This window comes from Desulfoferula mesophila (assembly GCF_037076455.1).
In the GTDB taxonomy this organism is placed as follows: domain Bacteria; phylum Desulfobacterota; class Desulfarculia; order Desulfarculales; family Desulfarculaceae; genus Desulfoferula; species Desulfoferula mesophila.
Genome location: NZ_AP028679.1, coordinates 4234527 through 4258674 on the forward strand (window position 1 = coordinate 4234527; position 24148 = coordinate 4258674).

The 24148-nt window shown below is 57.1% G+C and carries 22 protein-coding genes and 3 pseudogenes; 14 read left to right on the forward strand and 11 right to left on the reverse strand.

All coding sequences use genetic code 11. From position 1 onward, the window contains the following. The 7 genes from AACH32_RS19630 to AACH32_RS19660 all read right to left on the reverse strand — a co-directional run bounded on the left by AACH32_RS19630 (window position 1) and on the right by AACH32_RS19660 (window position 5969). On the reverse strand, window positions 1-468 hold the full coding sequence (locus AACH32_RS19630; protein WP_338603417.1) for a tripartite tricarboxylate transporter TctB family protein: 468 nt from the start codon (window positions 466-468) through the stop codon (window positions 1-3). Continuing rightward, window positions 455-2770, reverse strand: coding sequence for a xanthine dehydrogenase family protein molybdopterin-binding subunit (locus AACH32_RS19635; RefSeq protein ID WP_338603419.1), 2316 nt, complete (start codon window positions 2768-2770; stop codon window positions 455-457). The genes AACH32_RS19630 and AACH32_RS19635 overlap by 14 nt, the downstream gene beginning before the upstream one ends. Continuing rightward, window positions 2760-3254, reverse strand: a complete 495-nt coding sequence (locus AACH32_RS19640; RefSeq protein ID WP_338603421.1) for a (2Fe-2S)-binding protein — start codon at window positions 3252-3254, stop codon at window positions 2760-2762. Before AACH32_RS19640 ends, AACH32_RS19635 begins: the two co-directional genes overlap by 11 nt. Before the next feature lie 6 nt (window positions 3255-3260). Next, window positions 3261-4130 carry an FAD binding domain-containing protein gene (locus AACH32_RS19645; protein ID WP_338603424.1) on the reverse strand — a complete coding sequence of 290 codons (870 nt, stop codon included), beginning with the start codon at window positions 4128-4130 and terminating at the stop codon, window positions 3261-3263. 237 nt (window positions 4131-4367) lie between these two features. Next, a complete protein-coding gene (locus tag AACH32_RS19650) occupies window positions 4368-5105 on the reverse strand; it encodes a flavodoxin family protein (RefSeq protein WP_338603427.1) in 738 nt (245 codons plus the stop codon). A 120-nt stretch (window positions 5106-5225) separates the two neighbouring features. Then, window positions 5226-5708, reverse strand: a complete 483-nt coding sequence (locus tag AACH32_RS19655) for a flavin reductase family protein (RefSeq protein ID WP_338603429.1) — start codon at window positions 5706-5708, stop codon at window positions 5226-5228. Further along, window positions 5709-5969, reverse strand: a complete 261-nt coding sequence (locus tag AACH32_RS19660; RefSeq protein ID WP_338603432.1) for a TIGR04076 family protein — start codon at window positions 5967-5969, stop codon at window positions 5709-5711. It lies immediately after the preceding gene. A 343-nt stretch (window positions 5970-6312) separates the two neighbouring features. Here AACH32_RS19660 and AACH32_RS19665 point away from each other — a divergent pair. The 6 genes and pseudogenes from AACH32_RS19665 to AACH32_RS19690 form a co-directional block, all read left to right on the forward strand. Continuing rightward, window positions 6313-6896 (forward strand): annotated as a pseudogene (locus AACH32_RS19665) (transposase); the annotation flags it as partial. Window positions 6897-6979: 83 nt separating this feature from the next. Further along, a pseudogene (locus AACH32_RS19670) lies at window positions 6980-7398 on the forward strand (transposase); the annotation flags it as partial. A 246-nt stretch (window positions 7399-7644) separates the two neighbouring features. After that, on the forward strand, window positions 7645-7953 hold the full coding sequence (locus AACH32_RS19675; RefSeq protein ID WP_338603434.1) for a hypothetical protein: 309 nt from the start codon (window positions 7645-7647) through the stop codon (window positions 7951-7953). A 109-nt stretch (window positions 7954-8062) separates the two neighbouring features. Beyond that, the gene (gene istA, locus AACH32_RS19680) at window positions 8063-9571 is read left to right on the forward strand and encodes an IS21 family transposase (protein WP_338599618.1); all 1509 of its coding nucleotides are present in this window, start codon (window positions 8063-8065) and stop codon (window positions 9569-9571) included. Beyond that, the gene (istB, locus tag AACH32_RS19685; RefSeq protein ID WP_338599621.1) at window positions 9561-10289 is read left to right on the forward strand and encodes an IS21-like element helper ATPase IstB; all 729 of its coding nucleotides are present in this window, start codon (window positions 9561-9563) and stop codon (window positions 10287-10289) included. The genes istA and istB overlap by 11 nt, the downstream gene beginning before the upstream one ends. A 674-nt stretch (window positions 10290-10963) precedes the next feature. Continuing rightward, entirely contained in the window at window positions 10964-12067 is a 1104-nt protein-coding gene (locus AACH32_RS19690) for a tyrosine-type recombinase/integrase (RefSeq protein ID WP_338603437.1), read from the forward strand. Window positions 12068-12458: 391 nt separating this feature from the next. Here AACH32_RS19690 and AACH32_RS19695 read toward each other — a convergent pair whose 3' ends face one another. After that, the gene (locus tag AACH32_RS19695; RefSeq protein ID WP_338603440.1) at window positions 12459-13394 is read right to left on the reverse strand and encodes a helix-turn-helix domain-containing protein; all 936 of its coding nucleotides are present in this window, start codon (window positions 13392-13394) and stop codon (window positions 12459-12461) included. A gap of 273 nt (window positions 13395-13667) precedes the next feature. Here AACH32_RS19695 and AACH32_RS19700 point away from each other — a divergent pair, with 273 nt between their 5' ends. The 7 genes from AACH32_RS19700 (at window position 13668) to AACH32_RS19730 (ending at window position 20019) form a co-directional block, all read left to right on the forward strand. After that, a complete protein-coding gene (locus tag AACH32_RS19700) occupies window positions 13668-14441 on the forward strand; it encodes an enoyl-CoA hydratase/isomerase family protein (RefSeq protein ID WP_338603443.1) in 774 nt (257 codons plus the stop codon). A gap of 25 nt (window positions 14442-14466) precedes the next feature. Further along, window positions 14467-15645, forward strand: coding sequence for a CaiB/BaiF CoA transferase family protein (locus AACH32_RS19705; RefSeq protein WP_338603445.1), 1179 nt, complete (start codon window positions 14467-14469; stop codon window positions 15643-15645). Window positions 15646-15674: 29 nt separating this feature from the next. Next, entirely contained in the window at window positions 15675-16559 is an 885-nt protein-coding gene (locus AACH32_RS19710; RefSeq protein WP_338603447.1) for an HpcH/HpaI aldolase/citrate lyase family protein, read from the forward strand. 70 nt (window positions 16560-16629) lie between these two features. Beyond that, the gene (locus AACH32_RS19715) at window positions 16630-17685 is read left to right on the forward strand and encodes a TRAP transporter substrate-binding protein (RefSeq protein ID WP_338603450.1); all 1056 of its coding nucleotides are present in this window, start codon (window positions 16630-16632) and stop codon (window positions 17683-17685) included. Between the two features lie 75 nt (window positions 17686-17760). Beyond that, the gene (locus tag AACH32_RS19720) at window positions 17761-18312 is read left to right on the forward strand and encodes a TRAP transporter small permease subunit (protein WP_338603453.1); all 552 of its coding nucleotides are present in this window, start codon (window positions 17761-17763) and stop codon (window positions 18310-18312) included. Further along, on the forward strand, window positions 18312-19613 hold the full coding sequence (locus AACH32_RS19725; protein ID WP_338603456.1) for a TRAP transporter large permease: 1302 nt from the start codon (window positions 18312-18314) through the stop codon (window positions 19611-19613). The genes AACH32_RS19720 and AACH32_RS19725 overlap by 1 nt, the downstream gene beginning before the upstream one ends. A gap of 34 nt (window positions 19614-19647) precedes the next feature. Continuing rightward, window positions 19648-20019: a cupin domain-containing protein gene (locus AACH32_RS19730; protein WP_338603459.1), complete on the forward strand. Its 372-nt coding sequence runs from the start codon at window positions 19648-19650 to the stop codon at window positions 20017-20019. 276 nt (window positions 20020-20295) lie between these two features. Here AACH32_RS19730 and AACH32_RS20935 read toward each other — a convergent pair. Further along, window positions 20296-20397: pseudogene (locus tag AACH32_RS20935) on the reverse strand (3-hydroxyacyl-CoA dehydrogenase family protein); the annotation flags it as partial. 347 nt (window positions 20398-20744) lie between these two features. Between AACH32_RS20935 and AACH32_RS19740 the strand changes: the two are divergent. Beyond that, window positions 20745-21569: a nitroreductase family protein gene (locus tag AACH32_RS19740; RefSeq protein ID WP_338603464.1), complete on the forward strand. Its 825-nt coding sequence runs from the start codon at window positions 20745-20747 to the stop codon at window positions 21567-21569. A 94-nt stretch (window positions 21570-21663) separates the two neighbouring features. On the opposite strand, the gene AACH32_RS19745 is transcribed toward AACH32_RS19740, so the two are convergent. Both AACH32_RS19745 and AACH32_RS19750 read right to left on the reverse strand, forming a co-directional pair. Continuing rightward, window positions 21664-22482, reverse strand: a complete 819-nt coding sequence (locus AACH32_RS19745) for an alpha/beta fold hydrolase (protein ID WP_338603466.1) — start codon at window positions 22480-22482, stop codon at window positions 21664-21666. A gap of 274 nt (window positions 22483-22756) precedes the next feature. Further along, complete coding sequence (locus AACH32_RS19750) at window positions 22757-24097, reverse strand: aspartate aminotransferase family protein (RefSeq protein ID WP_338603469.1); 1341 nt, start codon at window positions 24095-24097, stop codon at window positions 22757-22759. Window positions 24098-24148: the final 51 nt, after the last annotated feature.

A 24148-nucleotide genomic window follows, 5' to 3' on the forward strand; every position in this document is an offset into this window, starting at 1 on the left:
TTAAATCTTCCAAAACAATTTAACGGGTAGTTCAACTTCGAGTATCACCACGAACAAAACGTAGGAAACCAGCACCGTCAAAAAAGAAGCCAGCAATATAGTTTTCCACTTTTGCTTTTCGACTATTCGGAAAAGGCAAATCAGGCAAAGCAACGCCGACAGAACAAAACCGGCATATTCTAAAATTACCCCGAAGCCTAAAAGGGTGAGCAGGCACAGCCCAATTTTTCTCAGGTTAATTCCGTGCCAAGGACTCGTGCCGCTGCCGATGGAACCGGCCGGCGCGGCCAGGAAAGCGGAGACCACCACCGGCAAGGAACTGAGCACAAGTAGTGTCCCTATCAAAAACGGCGCCATGCCGGGTCCGGGGACCCTAAGGCTACCCAGGCCTAGTATGTAGGAAACAACGGCGACCACGGCACCGAACAAAGCGATAATCAGGGCGGGTATCAGGTCATTCCTTTTCACTTGAACAACCTTCTGCTTCCCTTTTAATTATCAATTCTCGCAATATCTTGTCGGGCGTGATCGGTAATTCTTTTATGCGTACACCGGTAGCGTTATAAACAGCGTTGGCTATGGCTGGAGCAGTAGCAATGAGAGGTGGCTCACCTATACCCTTGGCATTGAAAGGGCCGTGGGGATCCAAAGTCTCCACGAGTATCTCTTCCATCCACGGCATCTCGGTTGCGTTGAGTATTTTGTTGGTGGTGAAATTGTCGTTGACCACCCGGCCGTCCTTTTCCCGCGCCCCCTCGAACAGCGCGTAGCCCATTCCCTGGGCCACACCGCCCTGAATCTGCCCTTCCACCAGCAGGGGATTTATGGCTTTGCCCACGTCGTGAGCCGCGACTATTCGCAACACCTTGACCCGGCCGGTCTCTGGATCGACCTCCACTTCCGCCGCCTGTGCCCCGAAAGCATAAGTTGGGCAATAATTGCCAAAACCGGTTTTGGGGTCGGGCGGGTTGGCATTGGGGGGCTCATAAACCGCCTTAGCGGTCACCGGCTTGCCGAACTTCTGCACGCAGTAATTGGAGGCCTCTTCAATCCCTATGGATTGGCCGGAGCCCTCGAGATGAATCCTGCTATCGACAAAAGCGAAGCGGGCATCGTCCCCAACCTCCAATATCCGTTTGGCCGCAGCAGCAAGCTGCAGCCGCGCATCCTCCGCAGCCATCTTGACGGCATTGCCAGAAATGAAAGTGACTTTACTGCCCCAGGTCCCCATGGAAGGTGGAGTGAAGTTGGTGTCCTCGGAGGCAACGGTGATCTTGTTCAGCGGCACGCCCAGGACCTCAGACGCGATTTGGCTGAGGACCGTGTCCGATCCCTGGCCGATATCGCTTTCCCCCACGATCAGGCCTACCGCGCCATCGGAATAGACTTTTAATAAAACCTCACTGAAGTTACCCGCGCCATGCGTCCCTGCGGAACCTGACCCGGTGTGCAGCACGGAGGCGATCCCCACCCCGCGCAGGCCGCTCAAGTTACGTTTTTCTTGCCAGCCAATTTTTTCTGCCGCCTGCTCAAGGCACTCTGAGAGGCCGCAGGATGCAATCAGCCAACCCCAGGGGGTGGTGTCGCCGGTTTGGTTGGCGTTTTTCAGCCTCAGTTCCAGGGGATCCATGCCCAACTTCTCGGCGATGGTGTCCATCTGTGACTCCACCGCGAAGTGAGCCTGGGGCCCGCCCCATCCCCGCATCGCCCCGCCATATTGGGTGTTGGTGTACACGATAATGGCTTCGGTCCGACTATTGGGTATGCGGTACAGATTTCCAATGCGGTTGCTGGTGAGTAGGGATATACCGGTGGCCTTGTTGTTGTAGGCCCCGTTGTTTGTTATCACCTTGGCCTCGCGGGCCAACAGCTTCCCGTCCCGGCTGACCCCAGTTTTTAGCTGAATGACCATGGCGTAGCGGCCTCGGGTGGTAGTGAACTCCTCCTCCCGAGAATTAACCAGTTTCACAGGTTGTCCGGCTTTTTTGGCCAGAAAGGCGGCAATGGGGTCCATGGGCAGGATCACGCTTTTGTTGCCAAATGCACCCCCTACCTTGGGCCGGATTACCCGAATTCTGTTTTGCGGAATCTTGAGGACTTGACTGAGCGCCTTTTGATAGTTGTTAGGGTTCTGCGTGCTGACCCAGAAAGTAAGGTTGCCCAGGTGGTCAAAGGAGGCAATGCAGCAATGGGGTTCAATGCTGCAGGCCGGGATAAGCGGCGTCTTGTAAGTGTCCTCGAAGATGTAGTCCGCCTCTGCGAACCCTTTATCCACGTCGCCGAAGTTGCGCGCGATCCTGGCGGGAATATTGTTGTCGCAATCCTCGTATATTTGGGGCGCGCCTGGTTGCATTGCTTCAAGGGGATCAAAGACGGCGGGCAACAGCTCGTATTCCACCTCGATAAGGCCCAAGGCCTTGTCCGCCGTCTCCCAGTCCACCGCGGCCACCGCCGCCACCTCGTCCCCCACGAAACGAACCTTCTCGTCATTGAGGGCTAACTTATTGGGCGTCACCGGCAGGTGGCAGAACTTCACCTTTTCTGTGTCGTCAGCGGTTATAACCGCCTTGACCCCGGGCAGGCTTTCGGCGGCCGCAGTATTTATGCGCTTGATAAGAGCATGGGGATGGGGGCTTCGGAAAATGCGGCCGTATAGCATGCCGGGCAGCTTAAGGTCGTCTAGGTACTTCGCCTCACCCGTGACCAGGGACTCACTGTCCTGCTTGGGGAGGCGCTTTCCTATCGCGGAATATGCTGGATTAGTCGCCATGGTGATTCTCCGTGGAGCTCTCACCTCGGCCTGCCTTTACACTGGTGATTGCCTCGACGATCTTCTGGTAGCCTGTGCAGCGGCACAGGTTACCGCTGATGGCCCGCCTAGCCTGTTCCTCCGTTGGGTTCGGCGTCTTCCGCAACAGGGCTTCGGCGGAAATGATCATGCCAGGTGTGCAGAAACCGCACTGTGCCGCCCCGTGCTCGATGAAGGCCTTCTGAATGGGGCGCAGTTCACCGTCGCTCTGAAGGCCCTCGATGGTGGTCACCTCGTGGCCGTCGGCCTCCACAGCCAACACCAAACATGAGTTTACCGGCTTGCCGTCCAACAGGACCGTGCATGCACCGCAGTCTCCTGTGCCGCAGCCCTTCTTGGTGCCGGTAAGCCCGAAACCTTCTCGGATTACATCAACCAGAGTTTGGTGGGGACTCACCGAAAGCTCGCGGGCCCGACCGTTCAGTTGCAAATTGAGCTTTGCCATGTCTGCCTACTCACAATCCTTAAGGGCCTTGGCGAGCCCTCGCCTGACCATGGCCTCCAACACCTGTTTTTTGTACCAAGCGGTGCCGTACACGTCGTCGATGGGTGCGGCTTCGCTGGCGGCAGCCAAGGCGCAATCCCCCAGTAATTCCTGGCTCGGCGCTTTGCCAGATAGCATCGCCTCCGCCGCATGAGCGCGCAGGGGAACGGGGGCCACCGAAGCCAGAGCTATGCGCGCCATCAAGCAGGTTTTACTTGAAGGGTCCAGCCTCAGAAAAACGGCGGCGCCTACCAGCGCGAGGTCAAGGGTTTCGCGGTAGCTGAAGCGCTGGTAAACCGCACCCGCGTTCGCCGGGAGTACCGGCACCAAAATTTGCGTGAGAAGTTCTCCCGGCCGGAGACTGGTTTTACCTGGGGCCAGAAACAGTTCCTCCACCGGGATGAATCGCTCTCCCTCCGGCCCCGCCAGCGCCAGGCTGGCGCCTAGGGCCATCAGGATGGGCGCGAAATCGCCTGAAGGCGCGGCCCGGCACAAATTCCCCCCGATGGTGGCTCGGTTGCGAATCTGCACCGACCCTATGACTCCGGCGGTCTCAGCCAAGACGGGGAGGTGTTGGGCCACCTCGGGGGAAGCCACGATTTCACCGGCCGTTACCAATGCACCAAGGCGGATCACATGGTCCGGCTGGAAAACGATTTCACCGAGGCCCGGGATTTCCTTCAAATCAATCAAGTAGGCCGGTTGGGCATGACCCCGCTTCATTTGCACCATGAGGTCGGTGCCTCCGGCCAAGAGCTTGGCGTTTTTGACGGGATCGGCCAGCAGGCTGATGGCCTCGGCCAAGCTGGAAGGAGCGATATATTCGAAGGGTTCCACGAGTACCTCACGACCAGCCAAAGGTTGTTTATTGTTTCAATATTTAAAACATAGTTTTATTTAATAAAAATGATAATTAGGCGCCCAAATTATGTCAAGTCATTTATTAACTAAAGAGTCCAGCAGTGGTGAGTTTTGTGCCTCGGCTAACCTTACAATTTTGTTAATTTAATCTGGGTAGGTATTAGCTTTTCGCCAACCATAGTGGCGATTTGATCCCATAAGGCCACCAAAAGACTAGCTGTTTATTTGTTTAAGGATGGGCATGTACGTTGTATCCGGGGCAAACGAACCTTGCAGGTTATTCATCCCCTGACGCAAAATGAGGGCCATTTCAGTCACCCGCATGCCCAAAGTACGGGCCGCCTGGACCGTGATTTCCGCATCCCGCTCGTTTTCCCCAAAATCGTTTTCAATAGCGGTCCGGTCCCGTTTCGTGATGGTCCATCCTGCGGCTCCCAAATATGATTGCCAGCCATCGCCCGACACGGGAATGCAATTCATAAGCACCGCGTGATGCAGCAGGAAAGTTATGGCCAGCTCTTGACCACCAAAGAGATGGGAACCTTGTGCAATTGCGCCCACCGACTTCATGAACTTGGGGGCCGCCACGTCCTTAATTTTCTTGCCCGAGTTGCCCAGCCGGTCAATGAAACACTTAAGTTGGCCTGGGATGGATACGTGATACACAGGCACGGAGTAGATGACAGCGTCGGCCTGCATCCATTTTTCCCGAAGTTCCTGGAAATCATCCTTGATGATACATTCGCCGTAATTTTTTTCCTTGGCGCAGGAAAAGCAACTATTACACGGCTCAAATTTTTTTCCCTTGAAAGAAAAAAGCTCCGTGACGACCAATTTGTCGTTTACCTCTTTGGCTGCTTCCAACGCCATTGATAGCAGATATTTGCTGTTGCCGTTTCGGGGGCTACCGGATATCCCCAGCACTCTCAACATGCTTTGTTTATCGCTCACTTTTTAGCCCTTCGAGTTTATCTAGCAAGATGTAGACATTAGGGGAAGTTAATCGGTGGTTGCCTGGCCCATAACCACCTGTTTTTCAAACGAAGTCAATTTGCCTCCCCTATGCCCCGTTTATATTTCGCTCAGTTTGTAAAACTTTTTGGCACAATAGGCCAACGGCCATAACTCAGTGCCCAAGCAGCCGTCCAACATTTCAGCCAAGAAAAGGGTGTGATCGCCTGCTTCCATGTGTCGCACGACTTTGCAATCTATAAAAGCCACGGTACCTTGGTTAAGAATAGGGTTGCCCAGGCCGGAAAATTTGAACTCCATGCCAGCGAATTTGTCAACGTCCCGGCCGGACTGGGAGCCGAAATGGTGCGCGGCCGCTTTTCCTCCCGTGCCCAGCAGATTGATGCCCAGGAATCCTTTTTCTTTTATTTGGCTGCTGGTAAAACTCTTATGGCTGAGGCTCACGGCAAGCATCAATGGCTCGCTGGACACCTTGCTCACCCAAGCCGCGGTCATGCCGAATGGCTTGCCGCCCACCGAGGTGGTCACCACCACCAGGCTGTAAACCACCTTTCCAAGGATGCCATCCAGGTTGCCGGCCATTTAAACCTCGTCCTCTTCCTGGACCTCGATGACCAATGAAACCTGATTGACCCGGTCCGGACAATGGTATTCGAACTCGGTTTGCCCTTCCCGCCACCAAGGGTAGCACCCCCCATGCTGCAACACGGATATCCTGGGAAACAGGTCGTGGAAAAAATAGCCGCAAAGGGGACCGGGGTATCTACAACTCAAAGGAAAGGTGTCCCCCACCTCGTGGCCGGCGTTACAGACACCCTTGACCGCCACTACCTTGGCTTTCATCTTTCTACCTACATCCGGGATCCTTGATTCTTTCATTGTGGCCGCCCTTTGACCTTTCAAGTACTCAAACACAAGTGAAGGTGCGCTACAGCGCCGACTTTATTGTTTTAATATTTGAAAATATATTTTGAATAATAAAATAGCTTGCTTTAATATTGCAGGTCAATTGAGAATTTGCGAAGCCAGCAAATTTTTTGCATTTTTTTATTGAGAATATTTTTCGGTATCTGCCCCTTTCCCGCAGGAGGTCAACGCCACAGTGACGTCCTCCCTGCATTTAGGTCCATCTTTGGGTTTAGGATTTGGCAGAATCTAGGTTGTTTTTACCTGAGAGGATTTTGCCATGAAGAAGTCGAATTTCACCGAGGAGCAGATCGCCTTTGCCCTGCGGCAGGCGGAGCATGGGACCAAGGTGGTGGAGGTTTGCCGCAAGATGGGGGTAAGCGAGCAGACCTTCTACCGCTGGAAGCAGAAATACGGCGGTATGGGCCCTGGAGAGCTCAGACGCCTGAAGCAGCTTGAGGAGGAAAACCGTAAGCTCAAGCGTCTTGTGGCTGATCTGAGCCTGGACAAGGCCATGCTGCAGGATGTCATAGAAAAAAAGCTTTAGCGCCTGATCAGCGGCGGGGGCTGGTCAGGCATATGCTGGAAGCCTTTCAGGTGAGCGAGCGGCGGGCCTGCAAAGTGGCCAAGGTTTACCGATCGCTGTTTCGCTATCAGTCCCAGGCCGATGATCAGGCTTTTCTGCGCAAAAGGATCAGGGAGATCGCCGCGACGAGGGTGCGCTACGGCTACAAGCGCATTCATGTGCTTTTGAGACGGGAGGGCTGGCTTATCAACGCCAAGCGGGTTTATAGGCTCTACTGCGAAGAGGGCCTTCACCTTCGCAATAAAAGACCTCGGCGGCACGTCAGCGCCGCTCACCGGCAGTGACCTGCCCCCCGAATCCTGATCCACGAGTTTGAGTTAGGATTTAGGTACAATCGCGGTCTGTAGAGAGGAGGACCGCGTTGAAGAAGTCCAAGTTCACCGAGGAGCAGATCACCTTTGCCCTTCGGCAGGCCGAAGCGGGCACGCCAGTGATTGAGATCTGCCGCAAGATGGGGGTGACCGAGCAGAGCTTTTACCGCTGGAAGCGTAAGTACGCAGGCATCGGAGTGGCCGAGCTGCGCCGACTCAAGGAGTTGGAGAAGGAAAACACCAAGCTCAAACAGTTGGTGGCCGACCTGACCCTGGATAAGCATCTGCTCCAGGAGGTGCTGCGAAAAAAGTTTTGAAACCGGCGCAGAAGCGATTGGTGGTGGATTTTCTGACCACAGGGCTTCAGGTGAGCGAGCGCCGGGCTTGCCAATTGATCCGGATCGCCCGATCCACCCAGCGATACCAAAGCCAGGCCAGGGATGACACCGCCCTGCGCATTAGGCTTAAAGTGTAAATGGCGGTCCAAAAGCGAGACGATTTTAGTGGCGGTTGAAAACCGTGACACATTGATTCAGTTTTCTTCAGGTGTTTTGGTGCGATGGTGTAAACGGCGGTCCAAAAGCGAGACGATTTTAGTGGCGGTTGAAAACCGTGACACACCGATTCAGTTTTCTTCAGGTGTTTTGGTGCGATGGAGGCCATGGTGGCTTCCAGGCCAGGACTCTCTGGAGGAGCGGAAGGGGTGTACACGGACATGGATCAATGGGCCCGGATCAGACTTGAGTTGCGCGATGGCCAGGCGAGCAAGCGCGAGTTAATGCGTAGAGAGGGCATCCATTGGGATACCCTGCAAAAGATTCAGGATTATTCTGAGCCTCCCGGTTACCGACTGAGTGTCCCCCGAGCCAAGCCCAAGCTTGGCCCCTACCTTGAGCTGATCGCCCGGATCATAAAAGAGGACAAAAAGGTTCCCAAGAAGCAAAGGCACACGGCCACGCGCATATATCACCGCATCAAGGAGGCGGGTTATCAGGGCAAGTACACCCAGGTAAAGGAGGTGTGAATCGGCATGCAAAAATGACCCAGTTTTGTTAGTAATCGGCGTCCAAAATTGACCCACCCTCAGCCAGGGGTCACCCTTCGTTGTTTGGCGAAGGGAGGTACCCGAGGAGATGCTGACGGTGGAAACAATCGGCAAGATCAGGCTGAAGCACAGGCAGGGTAAGTCCATCCGGTCCATATCCCGGGAGCTGCGGCTCTCTCGTAATACGGTCCGCAAGGTACTGCGCGGAGACGAGACCGAGTTTAGCTACCAGCGCGGTCACCAGCCCTACCCCAAGCTGGGGGAATACATTAAAGATTTGGAAGGCTTTCTGGCGGAGGACCAGAAGCTTCCCCAGAAGCGGCGGCGCTCGGCCCAGGTGCTTTTTGAGGATCTGGTGGTGCTGGGCTACGAGGGTGGCTACGACAGCGTGCGGCGCTACGTGGGCCGGTGGCGGGATGAGCACAAGAGGCTGGCCGCGCCGGTTTTCATACCACTGAGCTTTGGGCCGGGACAGGCGTTTCAGTTTGATTGGAGCGAGGACCAGGCCGAGTTGGATGGAGTGACGGTAAAGGTCAATTTGGCCCAGATCCGGCTTTGCCACAGCCGTCTGTTTCTGGTCCAGGCCTATCCCCGCCAAAGCCAGGAGATGCTCTTTGACGCCCACCGGCGGGGCTTCGCCTTTTTCGGCGGGGTCTGCTCCCAGGGCATCTACGACAATCCCAAGACCATGGTGAGCAAAATCAAGCGGGGCAAAAAACGAGTGTTTCATCCTCGCTTCATCCAGCTTTGCTCTCACTATCTCTATGAGCCGGTGTTTTGCACCCCCGGCGCGGCCTGGGAGAAAGGTCAGGTGGAAAACCAGGTGGGTCTGGTGCGCCGCCGCTTTTTCACTCCCCGGCCCAAGGCCAAGGATCTTGCCGAGCTTAACCGCTGGCTACGGGACCAATGTGTGGCCTGGGCCATGGGCCGCAGGCACCCCAGCATTCCCGGCAAGACGGTTTGGGAGGTTTTTGAGCAGGAGCGGGAGCACCTGATCAAGGTGGGGCGTCCCTTTGACGGCTACTCAGAGGAAAACACCAGGGTGTCCAGCTACGGCCTGGTGAGCTTTGACCGCAATCGCTACAGCGTGGAGTGCACCCAGGTGGGCAAGACGGTGCAGATCAAAGCCTATGCCGATCACGTCGTCATAGTGAGCCAGGGCCAGGTGGTGGGCCGTCACCAGCGGAACTTTGGCCGGGACAAGATGATCTTCGATCCCTGGCACTATCTGACGGTGCTGGAGAGAAAGCCGGGCGCCCTGCGCAATGGTGCCCCCTTTATGGACTGGGAGCTGCCCCGCCCCCTGGAAAGGGTGAAATCTTATCTGAAAAGGTTTTCCGATTGGGACCGTCAGTTTGTGTCCATTCTGGCCGCGGTGCCCAGTCATGGCCTGGAAGCGGTGGCCGCAGCCTGCCGGGAGGCCTTGGTCCAGAAGGCAGTGAGCCAGGAGATCATCCTAAACATCCTGCATCGGTCCCAGGACCAGGATGACCATCCCCGCCTGGAGCTTCCCGGCCATCTGATCCTCAAGCACGAGCCGGTGGCCGATTGTGGCCGGTACGACCTCCTGCGCCTGGAGGCCCGCCATGACGCGTGAGGATGTGATGCAGGCCATGAAGCGGCTGAGACTCAATGGCATGCAGTCCATCTATCCCGAGCTGCTGCCCGAGGGGATCAAGAACCGCTGGGGACCGGAGAGGATTTTGCTGGAGCTTTTGCAGGCCGAGGAGGCCGAAAGGCGCCTGCGCTCCATCCGCTACCGTCTCTCCCAAGCCAAATTTCCCATGGGCAAGGACCTGGACAGCTTCGATTTTAAAGACTCACCGGTGAATGAAGAGCACATCCGCCACCTTTACCAGGGCAGTTTCGTGAGCGACCGCCGTAATCTGATCTTCATCGGAGGCACCGGTAGCGGCAAGACCCACTTGGCCATCGCCATCGCCCGCCAGGCGGTCAAGGAGTGCTGCAAGGGGCGTTTCTATAACCTGGTGGACCTGGCCAATGACCTGGAGAGGGAAAAGCTGGAAGGCCAGGGCGGGAGGCTGGCCGACAAGCTGGCCCGCATGGACCTGGTGGTGCTGGACGAACTGGGCTATCTGCCCTTTTCCAAGAACGGCGGCCAGCTCATCTTCCACTTGGTGTCCAAGCTCTACGAGCGGACCTCCATCATCATCACCACCAATCTGGCCTTTGGGGAATGGACCCAGGTCTTCCACAGCGCCAAGATGACCACCGCCCTCTTGGATCGCCTGACCCATCACTGCGACATCATCGAAACCGGAAACGAAAGCTGGAGGCTCAAGAGCAGGTCCTGACCAGGGACCACAAACACAAAAGCCCCCAACGGGGGCCAAACTACCACGCAGAGAGGTGGGTCAATTTTCAACGCCTACCCCGGGTCAGTTTTCAATGCCGATTGACATCAGCCAACCCCAACCCCGCTCACGGGCGAATTTTCGGGACTGAAGGTTCTTTTTTTGGTGGGCCGGTGTTACTCCCATTGGGACAAGAGATCGTCGATTCTGGAGGCAAAAGTGGCCCGTGAGTCCGCCATACGAAGGATGAATATGCGGAGGTCGAACTGCTTATCTTGTCTCCAACTCCTTCAGACGCTTTGCGAGGGCCTTAAGCAGGTCTTCATTCTTGCTCTTGCCCTGGGTCCACCTGGTTTCTTCAAAGCGCTCGGCCAGATTCCCGTGGCTACTGAAACAGACCTTTTGGGCACAAGAACTCAATGCGGAGAACTGAAGAGTAATCTCTTACCCCGTAACCACAACGTGAAGCAGAAGCCAGATGGCCAGCAACCCTGAAAAACAACCCCATGCGGTGCAGGGTCTCGGTCCCAAGTGGACGGCAGAGGCTGTTGCTGAACTATTCGAGGTTGAAGTCAGTACGGTCAGGCGCTACCCTTCCGACTATGGCGGGGTGCGCATTCGAAACCGCTGGCTGTTCTTTGACAACCTTATAGAGCAAGCAGTGAGGAATGCGTATGCCCAGCAAACGAGTACGCAAAGGCAAGACCCATTGGGTCGGCCAGGTGAGCAGGAGAAATTTTCGCAGGGAGAAACTCTTCAAGACCAAAACGGAAGCGACACAGTGGGAAAGCGAGGTGAAGACACTCATGCGGGGATGCATCCCAGAGGAGGACATCAAGCGCCTGCTGGACGAGGGGTTATCGCCCAAGGCCGTATCAGATGTATGGGAGCGGGAGCAGACCCCCACGGTCTCCTTACATGAGTGGGCGACGGCCTATCTGGACCATGTCCGCGAAAACGTTTCTGCGAAAACCTATAAAGACAAACTGAGAATCCTTAGGCGGTTCCTAAACTGGCACGGCAAACCTGGTCAACCTGTTCAGGGCCTTAGCACCGCAACGGCCCACAGATTCCTTATGAGTTACGCCCGTTCTAAATCCCACAATACGGCCAACGTCTACAGGACGCATCTAGGCGCTGCCTGGAACTGGGCAATGAAGTACCAAATGTGCCCAGCCCCAAACCCCTTCCAGGTAGTCGATAAGTTCTCCCACGATAAGTCGCACCACTACATGCCACCTATGGAGGACTTTCTGAAAGTGGTCGACCTGTCCGAGGGACAGGACAAAGCTCTCCTTTGGACCTACTACTACACTGGAGCCAGGAGGAAGGAACTATTCAACCTGATATGGGAGGACATCGACCTTGAAAGAGGTCGGCTGAGGCTATACACCAGGAAGAGACGTGGAGGCCTGAAAGAGGCAGACTGGGTTGGTATGACCGAAGCCCTGATCGGTGTCCTCAGGGAACAGCATGAAAGGACAGGACGCATCGAATGGGTTTTCCTAAATCGCTACGGCAAGCCCTTCAGGTCTCTTTCGAAGTTCCTGGGCAGGCTATGCGAAGAGGCGGGAGTCAAACCTTTTGGCTTCCATGGGATCAGAGCTTTGACCGCCACCTCTTTGGCCCGAGAGAACACACCCATGGTGGTGATCCAGCAGCACTTGAGGCACCGAAGCCTTCAGGTCACCGAGGACTACATCAGAGGCGTGCCCACCACCAAACCTTACCTTGAGGTCTTGGACGGAGGCCTTAGCAAAAGGACCAAGGCGGCATGACAGGTCCTTACATCTCTTTACGTCTAATTTACGTCCAAGCACCTTTTCAAAGAAAAAGCGGCCACGGCCATAAGCCGTAACCGCTTGATATTACTGGAGCCGGCGGTAGGAATTGAACCAACGACCTGCTGATTACGAATTGAGAACCCTCGAGTTTCCTAACCCTCTTAAATCAGTACAACTATCTGTAATTAAATGATTATTGTTTTCCAGGCTTTTTCCAGTTTTAGTCAATTTTGGCAGATTTTGGATGGTTTTTCTCACACAGACTCTCACACGGCAGGCGTTAAGAATAAAGTGAATGGTTCACCTTGTGAGGCTAATCCGAGGAGAATTTACCCAACGCCGGAACAGTCCTGCGCCCAGACCAAAAATACTAAACCATAATTATCTAGCCTTTGATCAGGATGTCTAAGTAGTCAAGCAGGTTGCTTCTGTCCAGATATTGCTGGTGCACCGCGCCTGCTAGTCCCCTCAATTCCTCCTTGAAGTTCTGGATGATCACCTGGTTGTCGGTGGTGAAGCCGGTGAGTTTGCCGGTGCGCGTGCCTTGAAAACGGTGCGGAGCCAAGCGGGTGATGAGCAGTTTATCGCTTTCGCCGGTGGCCGGGTCCGGAGTCTTGAGCACGAAGCTGAAGGTCGGGCAACTGTTGGTCAGCAGGAACTTCCATTTGGGAAAACGGTCCAAGCAGGACAATACATTCTGCACGTGCTGGACCCGCCACGCCTTTTCGACCGGATCCTCACAGAGCCGCAAATAATCCTCCAAGCACTTCTTGCATATGTACTGCTCCACCTGGTGCTGTTCCAGGTTGTTCTCCATCACCTTGAGGCGCTCTCGACCAATAGCCTCCACCAATTCGCCATAAATGAGGTGGGTTTTGGCCAACAGGCGCTCGGAGTGGAGCCGATGCCCGGGGGCGCGGAGGCAAACCGTGGGCTCGGAGCTGACCACCACGTGGTGGCCGGGGAGACGTTCGGCGGCCAGCATCATAAGGTCCAGAGAATAGCGATCGCGCACCGGCAATAGGGCCGAAGTGATGGTGCCCTTTTCAGCGGTGGCCAAAAAGATGGGGATGTCTTGTAGTGCCAGGGGCGCCCGGTCGAAGATGTTGAGCATTTTGTCGGTTTCGCCCAGGTCGAGGTTCAAAGCCACCGCCAGGGCGATAAGTTTTTCCCGGGCCACGTTGGCGATGATGCCCTGCTCCAGGTCGCGGATATAGGTATTGGAAAGGCCCGAAATCACCGCAACCTGGTTGCGAGGCATGGGGCTTTTGGCCAGCAACTTTTGAATAAACTCTGCGCTGGCCTGTCTGCGATCGTACAAAGTATATCGGCTCCCCTGAGGGTGGAAGGTTGCTACCTCCTTAATATGCCGAGTCCTTTTTGTCAATGGGCGTGCTCTTGCCCACTCGCATCCTTAATATAACACACAGTAATTTATATAAATTAAGCAATTATAAGATAAAATATTAAATGTATTTAAAATAATAGAGTTGACATGGTTAAAATCTATTTGCTAACAGATTTGGTGGTGGGCCGCTCCGGCCACGGATCGCTATCCCTACCACGCCGCCTCTTTGCCCAGGAGATGCACATCATGAAGGTTTTATTTTCAGTGGAAGACCATATCGCCTACATCACCATCAACCGCCCCGAGGTGATGAACGCCATGGACCCAGAGACCTACCACCTGCTTTCTGAGGCCTGGTGCAAGGTGCGCGACGATCCGGGAATATGGGCGGCGGTTGTCACCGGCGCGGGCGACAAGGCCTTCACCGCGGGGGCGGACCTTAAAACCACCATCCCCCGCCAACCCGAAAAATTTGAGTTCTGGCAGACCCAAAAAGATCAGATCCTCAATCGGGGCCTGGAGGTCTGGAAGCCCATAGTGGCCGCGGTAAACGGCTACTGCCTGGCCGGGGGCATGACCCTGCTGCTGGCCACCGATATCCGGGTGGCCTGCGAGGACGCGGTGTTCCAGATCCCGGAGGTGAAGCGGGGCATTTTGCCGGCCAACGGGGGCACCCAGCGCATCGCCCGCCAGCTCCCCTATGCCGTGGCCATGGAGATGGTGCTTCTGGGCCGGCGGCTCAATGCCCAGGAGGCCCTTCAATTCGGTCTTGTAAACAAGGTGGTGCCTCGTGAGAAGCTCATGGAGGCGGCCCAGGAGTACGCCCGAGCCCTGGCCGCAAGCCCGCCCCTGGCCCTGCAGGCCATCAAGGAACTGGTGGTACGCTCCCAGAGCATGACCCTGGACGAGGGCATCCGCCTAGAGACCACCGTTTTCGAGCTTCTTAAGACCACCGAGGACGCCAAAGAGGGGCCCAAGGCCTTCGCGGAGAAGCGCCCACCGGTGTGGCAGGGCAAGTAAAAGGCGAAAACGGCGGGAGGCAGCTATGTCGGTGTTCGAAAAGATCAAGGTCCTGGACATGAGCCACGCCTTGGCCGGCCCCTTTGCGGGCATGCTCTTGGCCGACTTTGGAGCCCAGGTGATAAAGGTGGAGCATCCCCACGGGGACCATTTTCGTCCTCTGCTGGGCGGCGCTTATCATGCGGCGGTCAACCGCAACAAGCGCGACATCTCTCTGGACTTAAAGAATCCTGAGGCGGTGGGGGTGGTTAAAAAGTTGATGGTCGAGTCCGACGTGCTCATCGAAAGCTTCACCCCCGGGGCCATGGACCGCCTGGGTTTGGGATACGAGGCGGCCCGGGAAATAAACCCGTGCCTCATCTACTGCTCCATTTCCGGCTACGGCCAGACCGGGCCCTACCACAGCCTGCCCGGCTACGATGTGGTGGCCCAGGCCATGTGCGGCATCATGCTATGCACCGGCCACGCGGACGGCCCGCCGGTGCGGATCGGGGCCTCCTGGATCGACATGGGCGCCGGCATGTACACCGCCTTGGCCGTTCTCAAAGCCTTGCTAGAGCGACAAGACAGCGGGCGCGGCCAGCGGGTGGATATAAGCCTGATGGACACGGCCCTGTCCTGGATGTCTCCCCTGATCGCCCGCTTTTCCATGAGCGGCGAGCTGCCGGTGAGGGCGGGCTCGGCCCTGGCCGCCTTTTCGCCCTACCAGGTGTTCAAGGCCAAGGACGGTTATCTGTTCATCGGGGCCTCCACCGAGCGTTTTTGGCTGGCCCTGTGCCAGATGCTGGGGTTGGAGGAACTGACCCGGGACTCGCGCTTCGCCACCAATCAGGACCGGGTAGATAACCGCGAGGAACTGACCAAACTGATCGAGCAGGCCTTGGCATCCCGCTTTCGGGACGAGGTGGTGGCGGGGTTGCGCCGGGCGGGTATTCCCGGGGGGCCGGTGCTGGATGTGGGCCAGGTATTGGACGATCCCCACGTGCAACAGCGCGGCGTGCTGCACCACCTGGAACACCCGGACCTGGGGCCACTGACCCAGGTGAAGACCCCCATTGCGGCCGACGGCGAGATGCCGCTCATCAAAACGCCCGCCCCGGCGGTGGGCCAAGACACCCGGCAGGTCCTGGCCGATTTGGGTTACGAAGACGGAGAGATCGAGCGGCTGCTGACCAGCGGGGCGGCCGCGGCCCCTCCGTCGTAAGAGTGATTTTGGCAACAGAAAGGCGAACCATGCGCCCCATGCGCTCCATGTTGTTTGTGCCCGGCCACAAGCCGTCCTGGGTGGAAAAAGCCTGGAAGGCCGAGCCCGACGGCCTGATCCTGGACCTGGAAGACGCGGTGCCGCTAGGCCACAAAGAGGCGGCGCGGCGTGAGGTGCGCGCGGTGCTGGAGCAGGCCAGGCCAGAGGAACATTACTGCGTGCGCCTCAACAGTTTGGCCTCCGGCCTCACCCAGGGAGACCTGGAGGCGGTGGTCCATCCGGGCCTGAGCGCGGTGATGCTGCCCAAGGTGTATCGGGCGGAGGAATTGGCCGAGTTGGACCAGGCCTTGAGCGGGCTGGAGCAGGAGGCGGGCCTAAAACCGGGCTCCATCGCTACCCCGCTGCTGTTGGAGACCGCGTCAGGCATGCGCCACGCCTACGACATCGCGATGTCCAACCCCCGGGTGGGGATGATCCTAATGTCCGCAGGCCCCGGCGGCGACGCGGCCCGGGCAATCGGCTACCAGTGGAGCAAGCAAGGCACCGAGACCCTCTACCTGCGCTCCAAGCTGGTCCTGGACGCTCGGGCGGCTGCCGTCACGCCCCTGATCAACTCCTGGTATGACGTCGCGGATTTGGATGGCCTGGCCCGCGACGCCCGCCTCAACCGCAGCCTGGGATATTCGGGCATGGCCCTGATCCATCCTAGCCATGTGGCGGTGGTCAACGAGATATTTTCGCCAACCGAGCAGGATGTGGCGTTTTTCCGTGGGCTGCTCGCCGCCTTTGAAGAGGCGGAGCGTCAGGGGCACGCGGCCGTGGTTTACGAAGGGGATATGGTGGATTACGCCATGGCCCAAACCGCGCGAGAATTTCTGGAGTTCGCCCGCCAATTGGGGATACCGGCAGAGTAAGTCGTCATTGACGATTTCAGCCAGGCGGGCAATTCCGATACTTGGCAAGCGTTCCTAAGGGAGGGAAGCTATGAAACGTTTGATCATTCTTTTGGTGGCTTTTCTGGCCGTGACCCTGTGCCTGTCGGCTCCGGCCCCGGCCCAGGCGGCGGGAAAGCAGTTCACTCTGGTCTATGAGTCCGTGTACCCCAAGGGACACATGCGCTTTTTGGTGGTGGACGACTTGTTGGACCGCATCGAGGCCAACTCCAAGGGCCGCATCAAATTCGAACGCCACTATGGCGGCGAACCGGTAAGTAAAAAAGAGGCCCTCAACGCCCTGAGCAACGGAGTCATAGACCTGCTCATGGCCTACCCCACTTACTACGACGGCAAGATAGCCATTGGCGACTGGCAGCAGATGCCCTCCAATTTCCGGGGTTGGGAAGACTGCTGGGCCCTGGGCGTGGCCGGTCCGGTGGCCGCGATCATGGACAAGGCCTATAGTAAAGTGGCCAAGGTCAAGTACATCACCTGCACTCCAGTGGCTCCCTACAACTTCCAAGTAGCCACCCGGGCCCACAAAATTCACAAGACCGCCGACTTCGAGGGGATGAAGATCCGATCCGCCGGCGGCTCGGCCTCCATCGCCATCAAGATGCTGGGCGCCTCCCCGGTGATGACCATTGGCGGTGAATATTATCAGGCCATGCAGAAGGGCGTGGTGGACGCCGGTCTGATGACCACCTATTCCCTGAAGCAGTACCGCCTGTGGGAGGTGGCCGACCAGGTGGTTAACCCGCCGCTAATCGGCTACGCGGCCGGCTTCTTGTGGATGAGCAACAAGGCCTGGCGCAAGCTGCCCAAGGATCTGCAGGAGATGATCATCAAGACCGCCCGGGCCAAGGACCTGTGGGCCAAGTGGGTGGGCATCTACGAAAAGGACCAAGACGGCCCCATCATCGCCGAGGCTAAAAAGCGCGGTGTCGAATTTTATGTGCTGCCCCCGGATCAGGCCGAGGAGATGTACAAGAAAACCCAACCGGTGTGGGACTGGTACGTTAAGCAGTGCGAAAAGCAAGGCCTGGGGGCGGAGGCCCGCGAAGTACGCAAGGTGATTCTGGAGCGTTTTAACAAAGGTAAGTAGACTGCCCCAGCCCGGGGCCGGGAGGCTTCGGCCGACCAGCCCCGGGGTTCTTAGCGTCCCAAAGGGAGCGAAAAAATGAGCAGCGTGGTCCCGAGGAGCAGGTTCGACCGCTTCGTGGGCGCGGTGACCTGGTTGTCCCTGCAAACCGGCTGGGTGGCCGGTGCCCTGGCCGTGATCATGATGGGGGCCCTGGTCCGCGAGGTGGGGGGGCGATATTTCTTCAACGCCCCCACCGACTGGGCGGTTGATCTCAACGCCTTTCTTTTGGTGGGCATGGTTTATATAGGCTCCGCCTTCACCACCTCGGTGGATGGCCATGTACGGGCCGACTTCTTCTATGGGCGTTTCACCAAAAAGGGAAAGGCGCGCCTGGACCTCTTCATCGACGCGGTCTGCATCTACTACGCTGCGGTCATGGTATGGGAGGGGTGGCAACTGGCCTGGGAGGCGCTGGAGTACGGCGAGGTCTCCTCTGGCGGGGTGCGTTGGCCACTGTTCCCCTTTGAAGTGCTGGTCCCTTTGGGCGCCGGCTTGGTCATCCTGCTGCTTGTGGTGCGGATCATTTGTAACGTCCGTTACCTGCTGGGCAAGGGCGAACCTTATGTCGCCCAGGAAGGCGGTCACTGATGGAATGGTGGCTGCTCCTCAGTCTGATCCTGGTCTGCCTGCTGCTGCTCATCTTCATCGGGGTGCCCATCGCCTTCAGTCTGGGGGCCCTTTCCCTTACTCTGGTGCTGGTGTTCTTGGGGCCGGACAAGTTGATGCTGGTCTCCACCACCGCGTTTGGGCAGATAAACAACTTCGCCCTGGCGGCCATACCATTATTCATATTCATGGCGGAAATAATCCTCCATTCCGGGGTGAGCACCGATGCCTTTGACATGCTTTCCAAGTGGACCGGTCGCCTCCCCGGTGGTCTGGCCGTTGCCAGCCAGCTAACCTGCACTCTATTCGCCTCGGTGTCAGGGGCCAGCACGGCCACCGCGGCGGCGGTGGGCCGTATCGCCGTGCCGGAAATGCTCTCCCGAGGATATGAAAAGCGCCTGTCCTGCGGCTCTATCGCCGCAGGTGGCGCCTTGGGGGCGTTGATCCCTCCTAGTATCTATATGATCATCTACGGCACCCTGGTGGAAGAATCCATCGGGCAACTCTTCATGGGCGGGGTCGTGCCCGGGCTCATGCTCAGCGGCATGTTCATCACCTACATCATCATCCGCTGCGCCATCAGTCCCCAACTGGCCCCCCGGGTGGAAGGCATTACCTGGAGGGAAAGATGGCGCTCGCTTTACAAGGTGTGGGCCATCCTTTTTTTGGCCCTGGCCATGCTCATTTCCATCTACCTGGGCATAGCCACTCCGGCGGAGATAGCGGGCGTGGGCTGTTTCCTGGCCCTGGTCATAGGGTTCGCCTACCGCCGCCTGACCTGGAAGGCCATCAAGGGCGCCTTTTTGAGCACCTGCCGCATCACTTGCTTCATCGGCTGGGTTCTGGTGGCTGCCTCGTTGTTCGGCTTTGTGCTTTCCTACCTCCAACTGCCCCAGCAACTCTCCCAATGGCTGGTGGAGCAGTCAGCCTCGCCCTGGTTGGTGATCGTTGGCATCAACATCATCCTAATCTTTCTGGGCTGCATCATGGACCCGGCGGGCATTCTGCTGGTCACCATCCCCATCTTCGTGCCCATCATCAAGGCTCTGGGCTTTGATCCGGTTTGGTTCGGAGTCATGTTCGTGGTCAACACCGAGATGGCCCAGATAACCCCGCCCCTTGGGTTGAATCTCTACATCATCAAGGGCATCGCGCCTTCCAATGTATCCTTGAAAGATATCCTGATAGGAGCGGGGCCTTTTATGCTCCTGGACTCGGTGGGTTTGGCGCTGGTCATTATCTTCCCCCAGATAATCCTGTGGTTGCCCTCCACCATGATGTAGCTGGCAGCGCGACCCTGAGAATGGAGCGAAAGGCATGGAGTGTTTCATAGACCTGGAAAACCTAAGTGGCCAGCCATCCTTCGCACCACCGGGCCACTCCGGCACCCTGAACCACCACTTGGCCCACCAGGGAAACGGGGCCCGGCACTTGGCCGTCTGGCATGGCTGCATCGAGCCGGGCGGCGAAGCGCACGAGCATTTGCACCCAGAGACGGATCAGGCCTTCTATGTGCTGGCCGGCGAGTGCCTTTTCCGGCTGGGCCGAGATGATCACCGCCTGGGGCCGGGCAACTTTGTCTTCGTCCCCCAGGGAGTGGACCATCGCATTCTATCGACCGGCACGGAGAGCCTGAGACTTTTGGTAATTATGGCCCCTATGCCGCAGGAAACAGCGCCCACCGAGTGACGCGTCTCCCTAGTGCTGTCCTTTTTTTAAAAAAGCCGTCCGGTTGGATCCTCGCATAGCAGCAATTTGATGGAGTACCGATATGATGCTCTGTCTTGCTGGCCAGTTTGCCATTTCACACCGGTTACAGGTGCGATAGGCCATTATAGCTGCCGCGCTCAAACAACCGGTCAATAAGGCTCACACAGGCCGGAGAAAAACGAGGCCAACTCACACTGATTTGCCTTTTCACGTTCTCCCGCAGCCCCAGAGCAGCCAGACGGCACGACACTTATTTCAATATTTATAGAAGCCCCTACCGCTCTTGCGGCCCAACCAGCCCTGGTCCACGCATTTCTCGAGCAGGGGGCAGGGGCGGTACTTGCTGTCGCCATGACCTGCCCCACTCGGGCCCTGGACGCCGGTCCCCTGGAGGAACTTCAGGCCAAATACGGAAGGATCGACCAAGCGGTTGGCTTTAAGTATTCAAAACGTACCCAACCTGCGGCTGTGTTTAAGTCTAAAAAGGAGATTATTTAAAAAGCCAAGCTCGTAGTGGAATCGCACTTGTTCGGAAAAACCCATTACGAAGTGCTTAGGGAAAAGCTACAATCGGCATGATCAATGCGTGGCGAGGTCTGAGTCCTCACAATCTGTATGTTTCCGACTGGTCGCGAGCTGACCGCAGTTTTCTCCCGCGAAGTTCCGCGACCAGCACTTCCGTTTGACATATCGAGGAGCCCGTAATGAGCTTGTTGACCATAGATGATTCCAAGTGCAAGCGAGATGGCATATGCACCAAGGTGTGCCCCCGGCAATTGATAAGCCAGAAAACCGATGATGCCCTGCCAGCCATTGCCCCCGAGAAAGAGGTTTTGTGCTTGGCCTGCGGGCAATGCGTGGCAGTATGCCCCCATGGGGCCTTGAACAACCGCAAGGCGCCCCTGGAGGACTGTCTCCCGCTGGACAAAAGCCTGGAAGTTTCCTGGGATCAGGCCCGGCAGTTCCTGCGCTCCCGGCGCTCCATACGGGCCTATAAGGCCCAGCCCTTGGAGCGGGCCACCCTGCAAGAGCTGATCGACAATGCACGCTACGCGCCCACGGGCGGCAACTCCCAGACCGTTCATTGGGTGGTCATCAACGGGCGTGACAAGCTGCGGCAACTTTCCGAGAGGACCATTGCCTGGATGCGCCAAGTGGTGGAGCAGCAAAGCGATCCGGTGCTGGCAGGCTATTACGGGCCGGTGGTGGAGAGTTGGGATACCGGACATGACAGCATCCTGCGGTCCGCCCCCGCCTTACTGATCGCCTCCTCACCCGGCCAAAACCGCAATGGCCTGGTGGATACCAGTATCGCCCTCAGTTACCTGGAGTTGTTGGCCCTGCCCCTGGGGCTGGGCACCTGTTGGGCCGGCCTGCTTCGAGGGGCGATGCTTAACATGGAGGGAATGGCCATGGAAATGGAGGTGCCGGAAGGTAACACGTGGTTCTACCCCATGATGATCGGCTATCCTCAGTTCAAATACCAGCGCCTGCCGGAACGCAAAAAACCCAGCATAGTCTGGGTATAGACCAGGCCCTGCCGAATCTGCTGGTCATTCCGGCAGGAACCGGGAAAGCAGCGCTGCTTGGCCCGGCTATGCTCGGCCTCCAGGCCAAAGCCACTCAGCCCGCACAGGTAGCCGTCCGGTAGGTGTCCGGGGAGTTTTCCCCGTGCTCCTGGCGACCTAGAAAGCCCAGCAGAATGCGCAGATAGTCCTGGGGGTGGTGGTCGTAGGAATTGTGCCCGCAGGCCGGCATCACGGCCAACTCGCCCTGGGGTAGGCTGCGGTACATGGCCAACCCTTCCTCCACCGGGAACAGGGCACTGCGGTCGGGGTAGAGCACCAGGGCCGGGGCCGCCACCTCGGGAAGCTGGGGCCGGAGGTCGAACATCCCGCAGCCGTAGGAGCCGCCCATATAGCTGTAGAGATCAAAGCGCTCCTCGGCCTTCTCAGGTCCTTGCCATTTGATCATCTTGTTTTTGACCGCCTGATCAAGCTGGGCATAGGAAATGGGGAACTTGGCCTGGTTCAGCTCAGGCATGGGCACCGAGGAGTAGCACTGGGTGCTGGCCGCCACCAGGCTCTTGACCGATTCGGGGTGAAGGCGGGCCATATCCAGGGCCACCACCCCGCCCTCGCACTGGCCCACAAGATGAGCCGGGCCGAGATCCAGGGCGGCCATGAGCCCGGTCAGTTCGGCCACCGACGCGTCGCGGAAGCCCTCGCTAAAGTAGAACTCTCGGTAATCCTCGCCCTGCTCGCTTTGGCCGTAGCAGCGGCGGTCGTAAGTCACTACCCGGTAGCCGGCCATGACCAGGTGGGGCAGCACCCCCCGCCACATCTCGCTGCTGCCGAAGCCGTGGTGCAGCAGAACCACCAGAGGCCCCTCGCCGTGCTGCTCAAAATAGACCTGCCGCCCGACCAACTCCAAAAACGCCATGCCCTCTCCTGCTTAACTGAGATTATGCGGCAGCCGCCGCGCTTTACTTCTATTTGAGCCTTCTTACCCCCCGTCCTCCTAACCGGATGGGCTACAAAGGCTTCATTAACTTCCCGCCAAAGCGATCTCGCGCAGAAAATAAAACCAAACTCGCAATTACCTTGATTTTTAGCATAGTGGCTCAAAATCCTACCTTAAAATACGGACCACTTTAAGGAGGGGAGGTCATTTTAGCTTGATCTGGGGAGGGTCAGTGTGGCGATACATTATGTATTCAAAATTCGGATAAGGAATGATCCAATACCGCCAACATGAAATCAACGTCGGCTTCTGTAATGCACATGGGGGGTTTGATTCTAAGGATGTTGCCGTAAAAGCCGCCCTTGCCGATCAATAGCCCAAGTTCCTTGGCCCGCTCAAGCACCTGGGCACATTTGGCCGTGGCCGGCTCTTTGCTCTCACGGTTCTCAACCAACTCAACGCCGATCATGAGCCCCCGCCCCCGCACATCGCCGATGAGTTCATATCGCCCCATCAGTTCCTTCAAACCTGCAAACACAAGGTCACCCATCTGGGCGCAGCGTTGCTGTAGGTTTTCCATATCCACCACCTCAAGCACCGCCTTGCCCGCCGCGCAGGATACTGGGTTGCCACCAAAGGTGTTGAAGTGGATGCGCTGGGCCAAGGCTTGGGATATTTCCTGGGTGGTCACCACCGCCGCTAGAGGCAAACCATTGCCGATACCCTTAGCCATGGTCACGATGTCTGGAATCACATCTTGCGCCTCAAAACCCCAGTAATGCTCTCCAGTGCGGCCAAAACCAGTCTGCACTTCATCCGCGATGCACAGGCCACCAGCATTACGCACTTGCTCATAAACATTTTTTAGATAACCAGAAGGTAGAGGTACAGTGCCTCCCACGCCTTGAATGGTTTCTGCAATGAAGGCCGCCACCGCACCCGGAGTGGCCATGGAGATCAGATCTCCCACATCCGAGGCATATTTGGCTCCGGCTTGTGGGTCGTCGTAGCCATGGGGCCCTCTGTAACAGTCAGGAGCCATAGCATGATGTATACCTTGCCCGTGCGGATAGTTATATTTCCATGTGCTATGCGAGGTAAGTCCCATCGATGCCCCGGCGCCCCCATGATACCCATTACGCAATGCAATCGCTTCATAATTGCCGGTATATAGACGAGCCATCATTAAGGCTAAATCATTGGCCTCGGAACCGGAGTTCACGAAGTAGCAAACGGAAAGATCTCCAGGAAGGCGTTCGGCCAGCATCTCGGCGTATTGGGCAATAGTGGGATGCAAGTAGATGGTGGTCGTGTGCTGTAATGTACGTAACTGCTCAATTACTTTTTGGGTAATGTAGGGATGACAGTGACCTGCGCAAACCGTAACAATTCCTGCGAATCCGTCAAGATACCGCTTACCCGTATCGTCGTAGAGGTATTGCATTGAGCCCTCCACTATCATCACGGGCCTTTTGTAGTAGGTCATTATCGCCGGTGAAAGATAGCGTTGGCGCAGTGCGAGGACCTCACTAGAGGACGGCCCGGCATAGGGGCGCGGCTGATGGTCAAAGGGAGGCAACCCTACAAATTTCATGATTAAGCCTCGCATGCTTTGATTAATGGTGAACCAACTGTTTTTTTATTA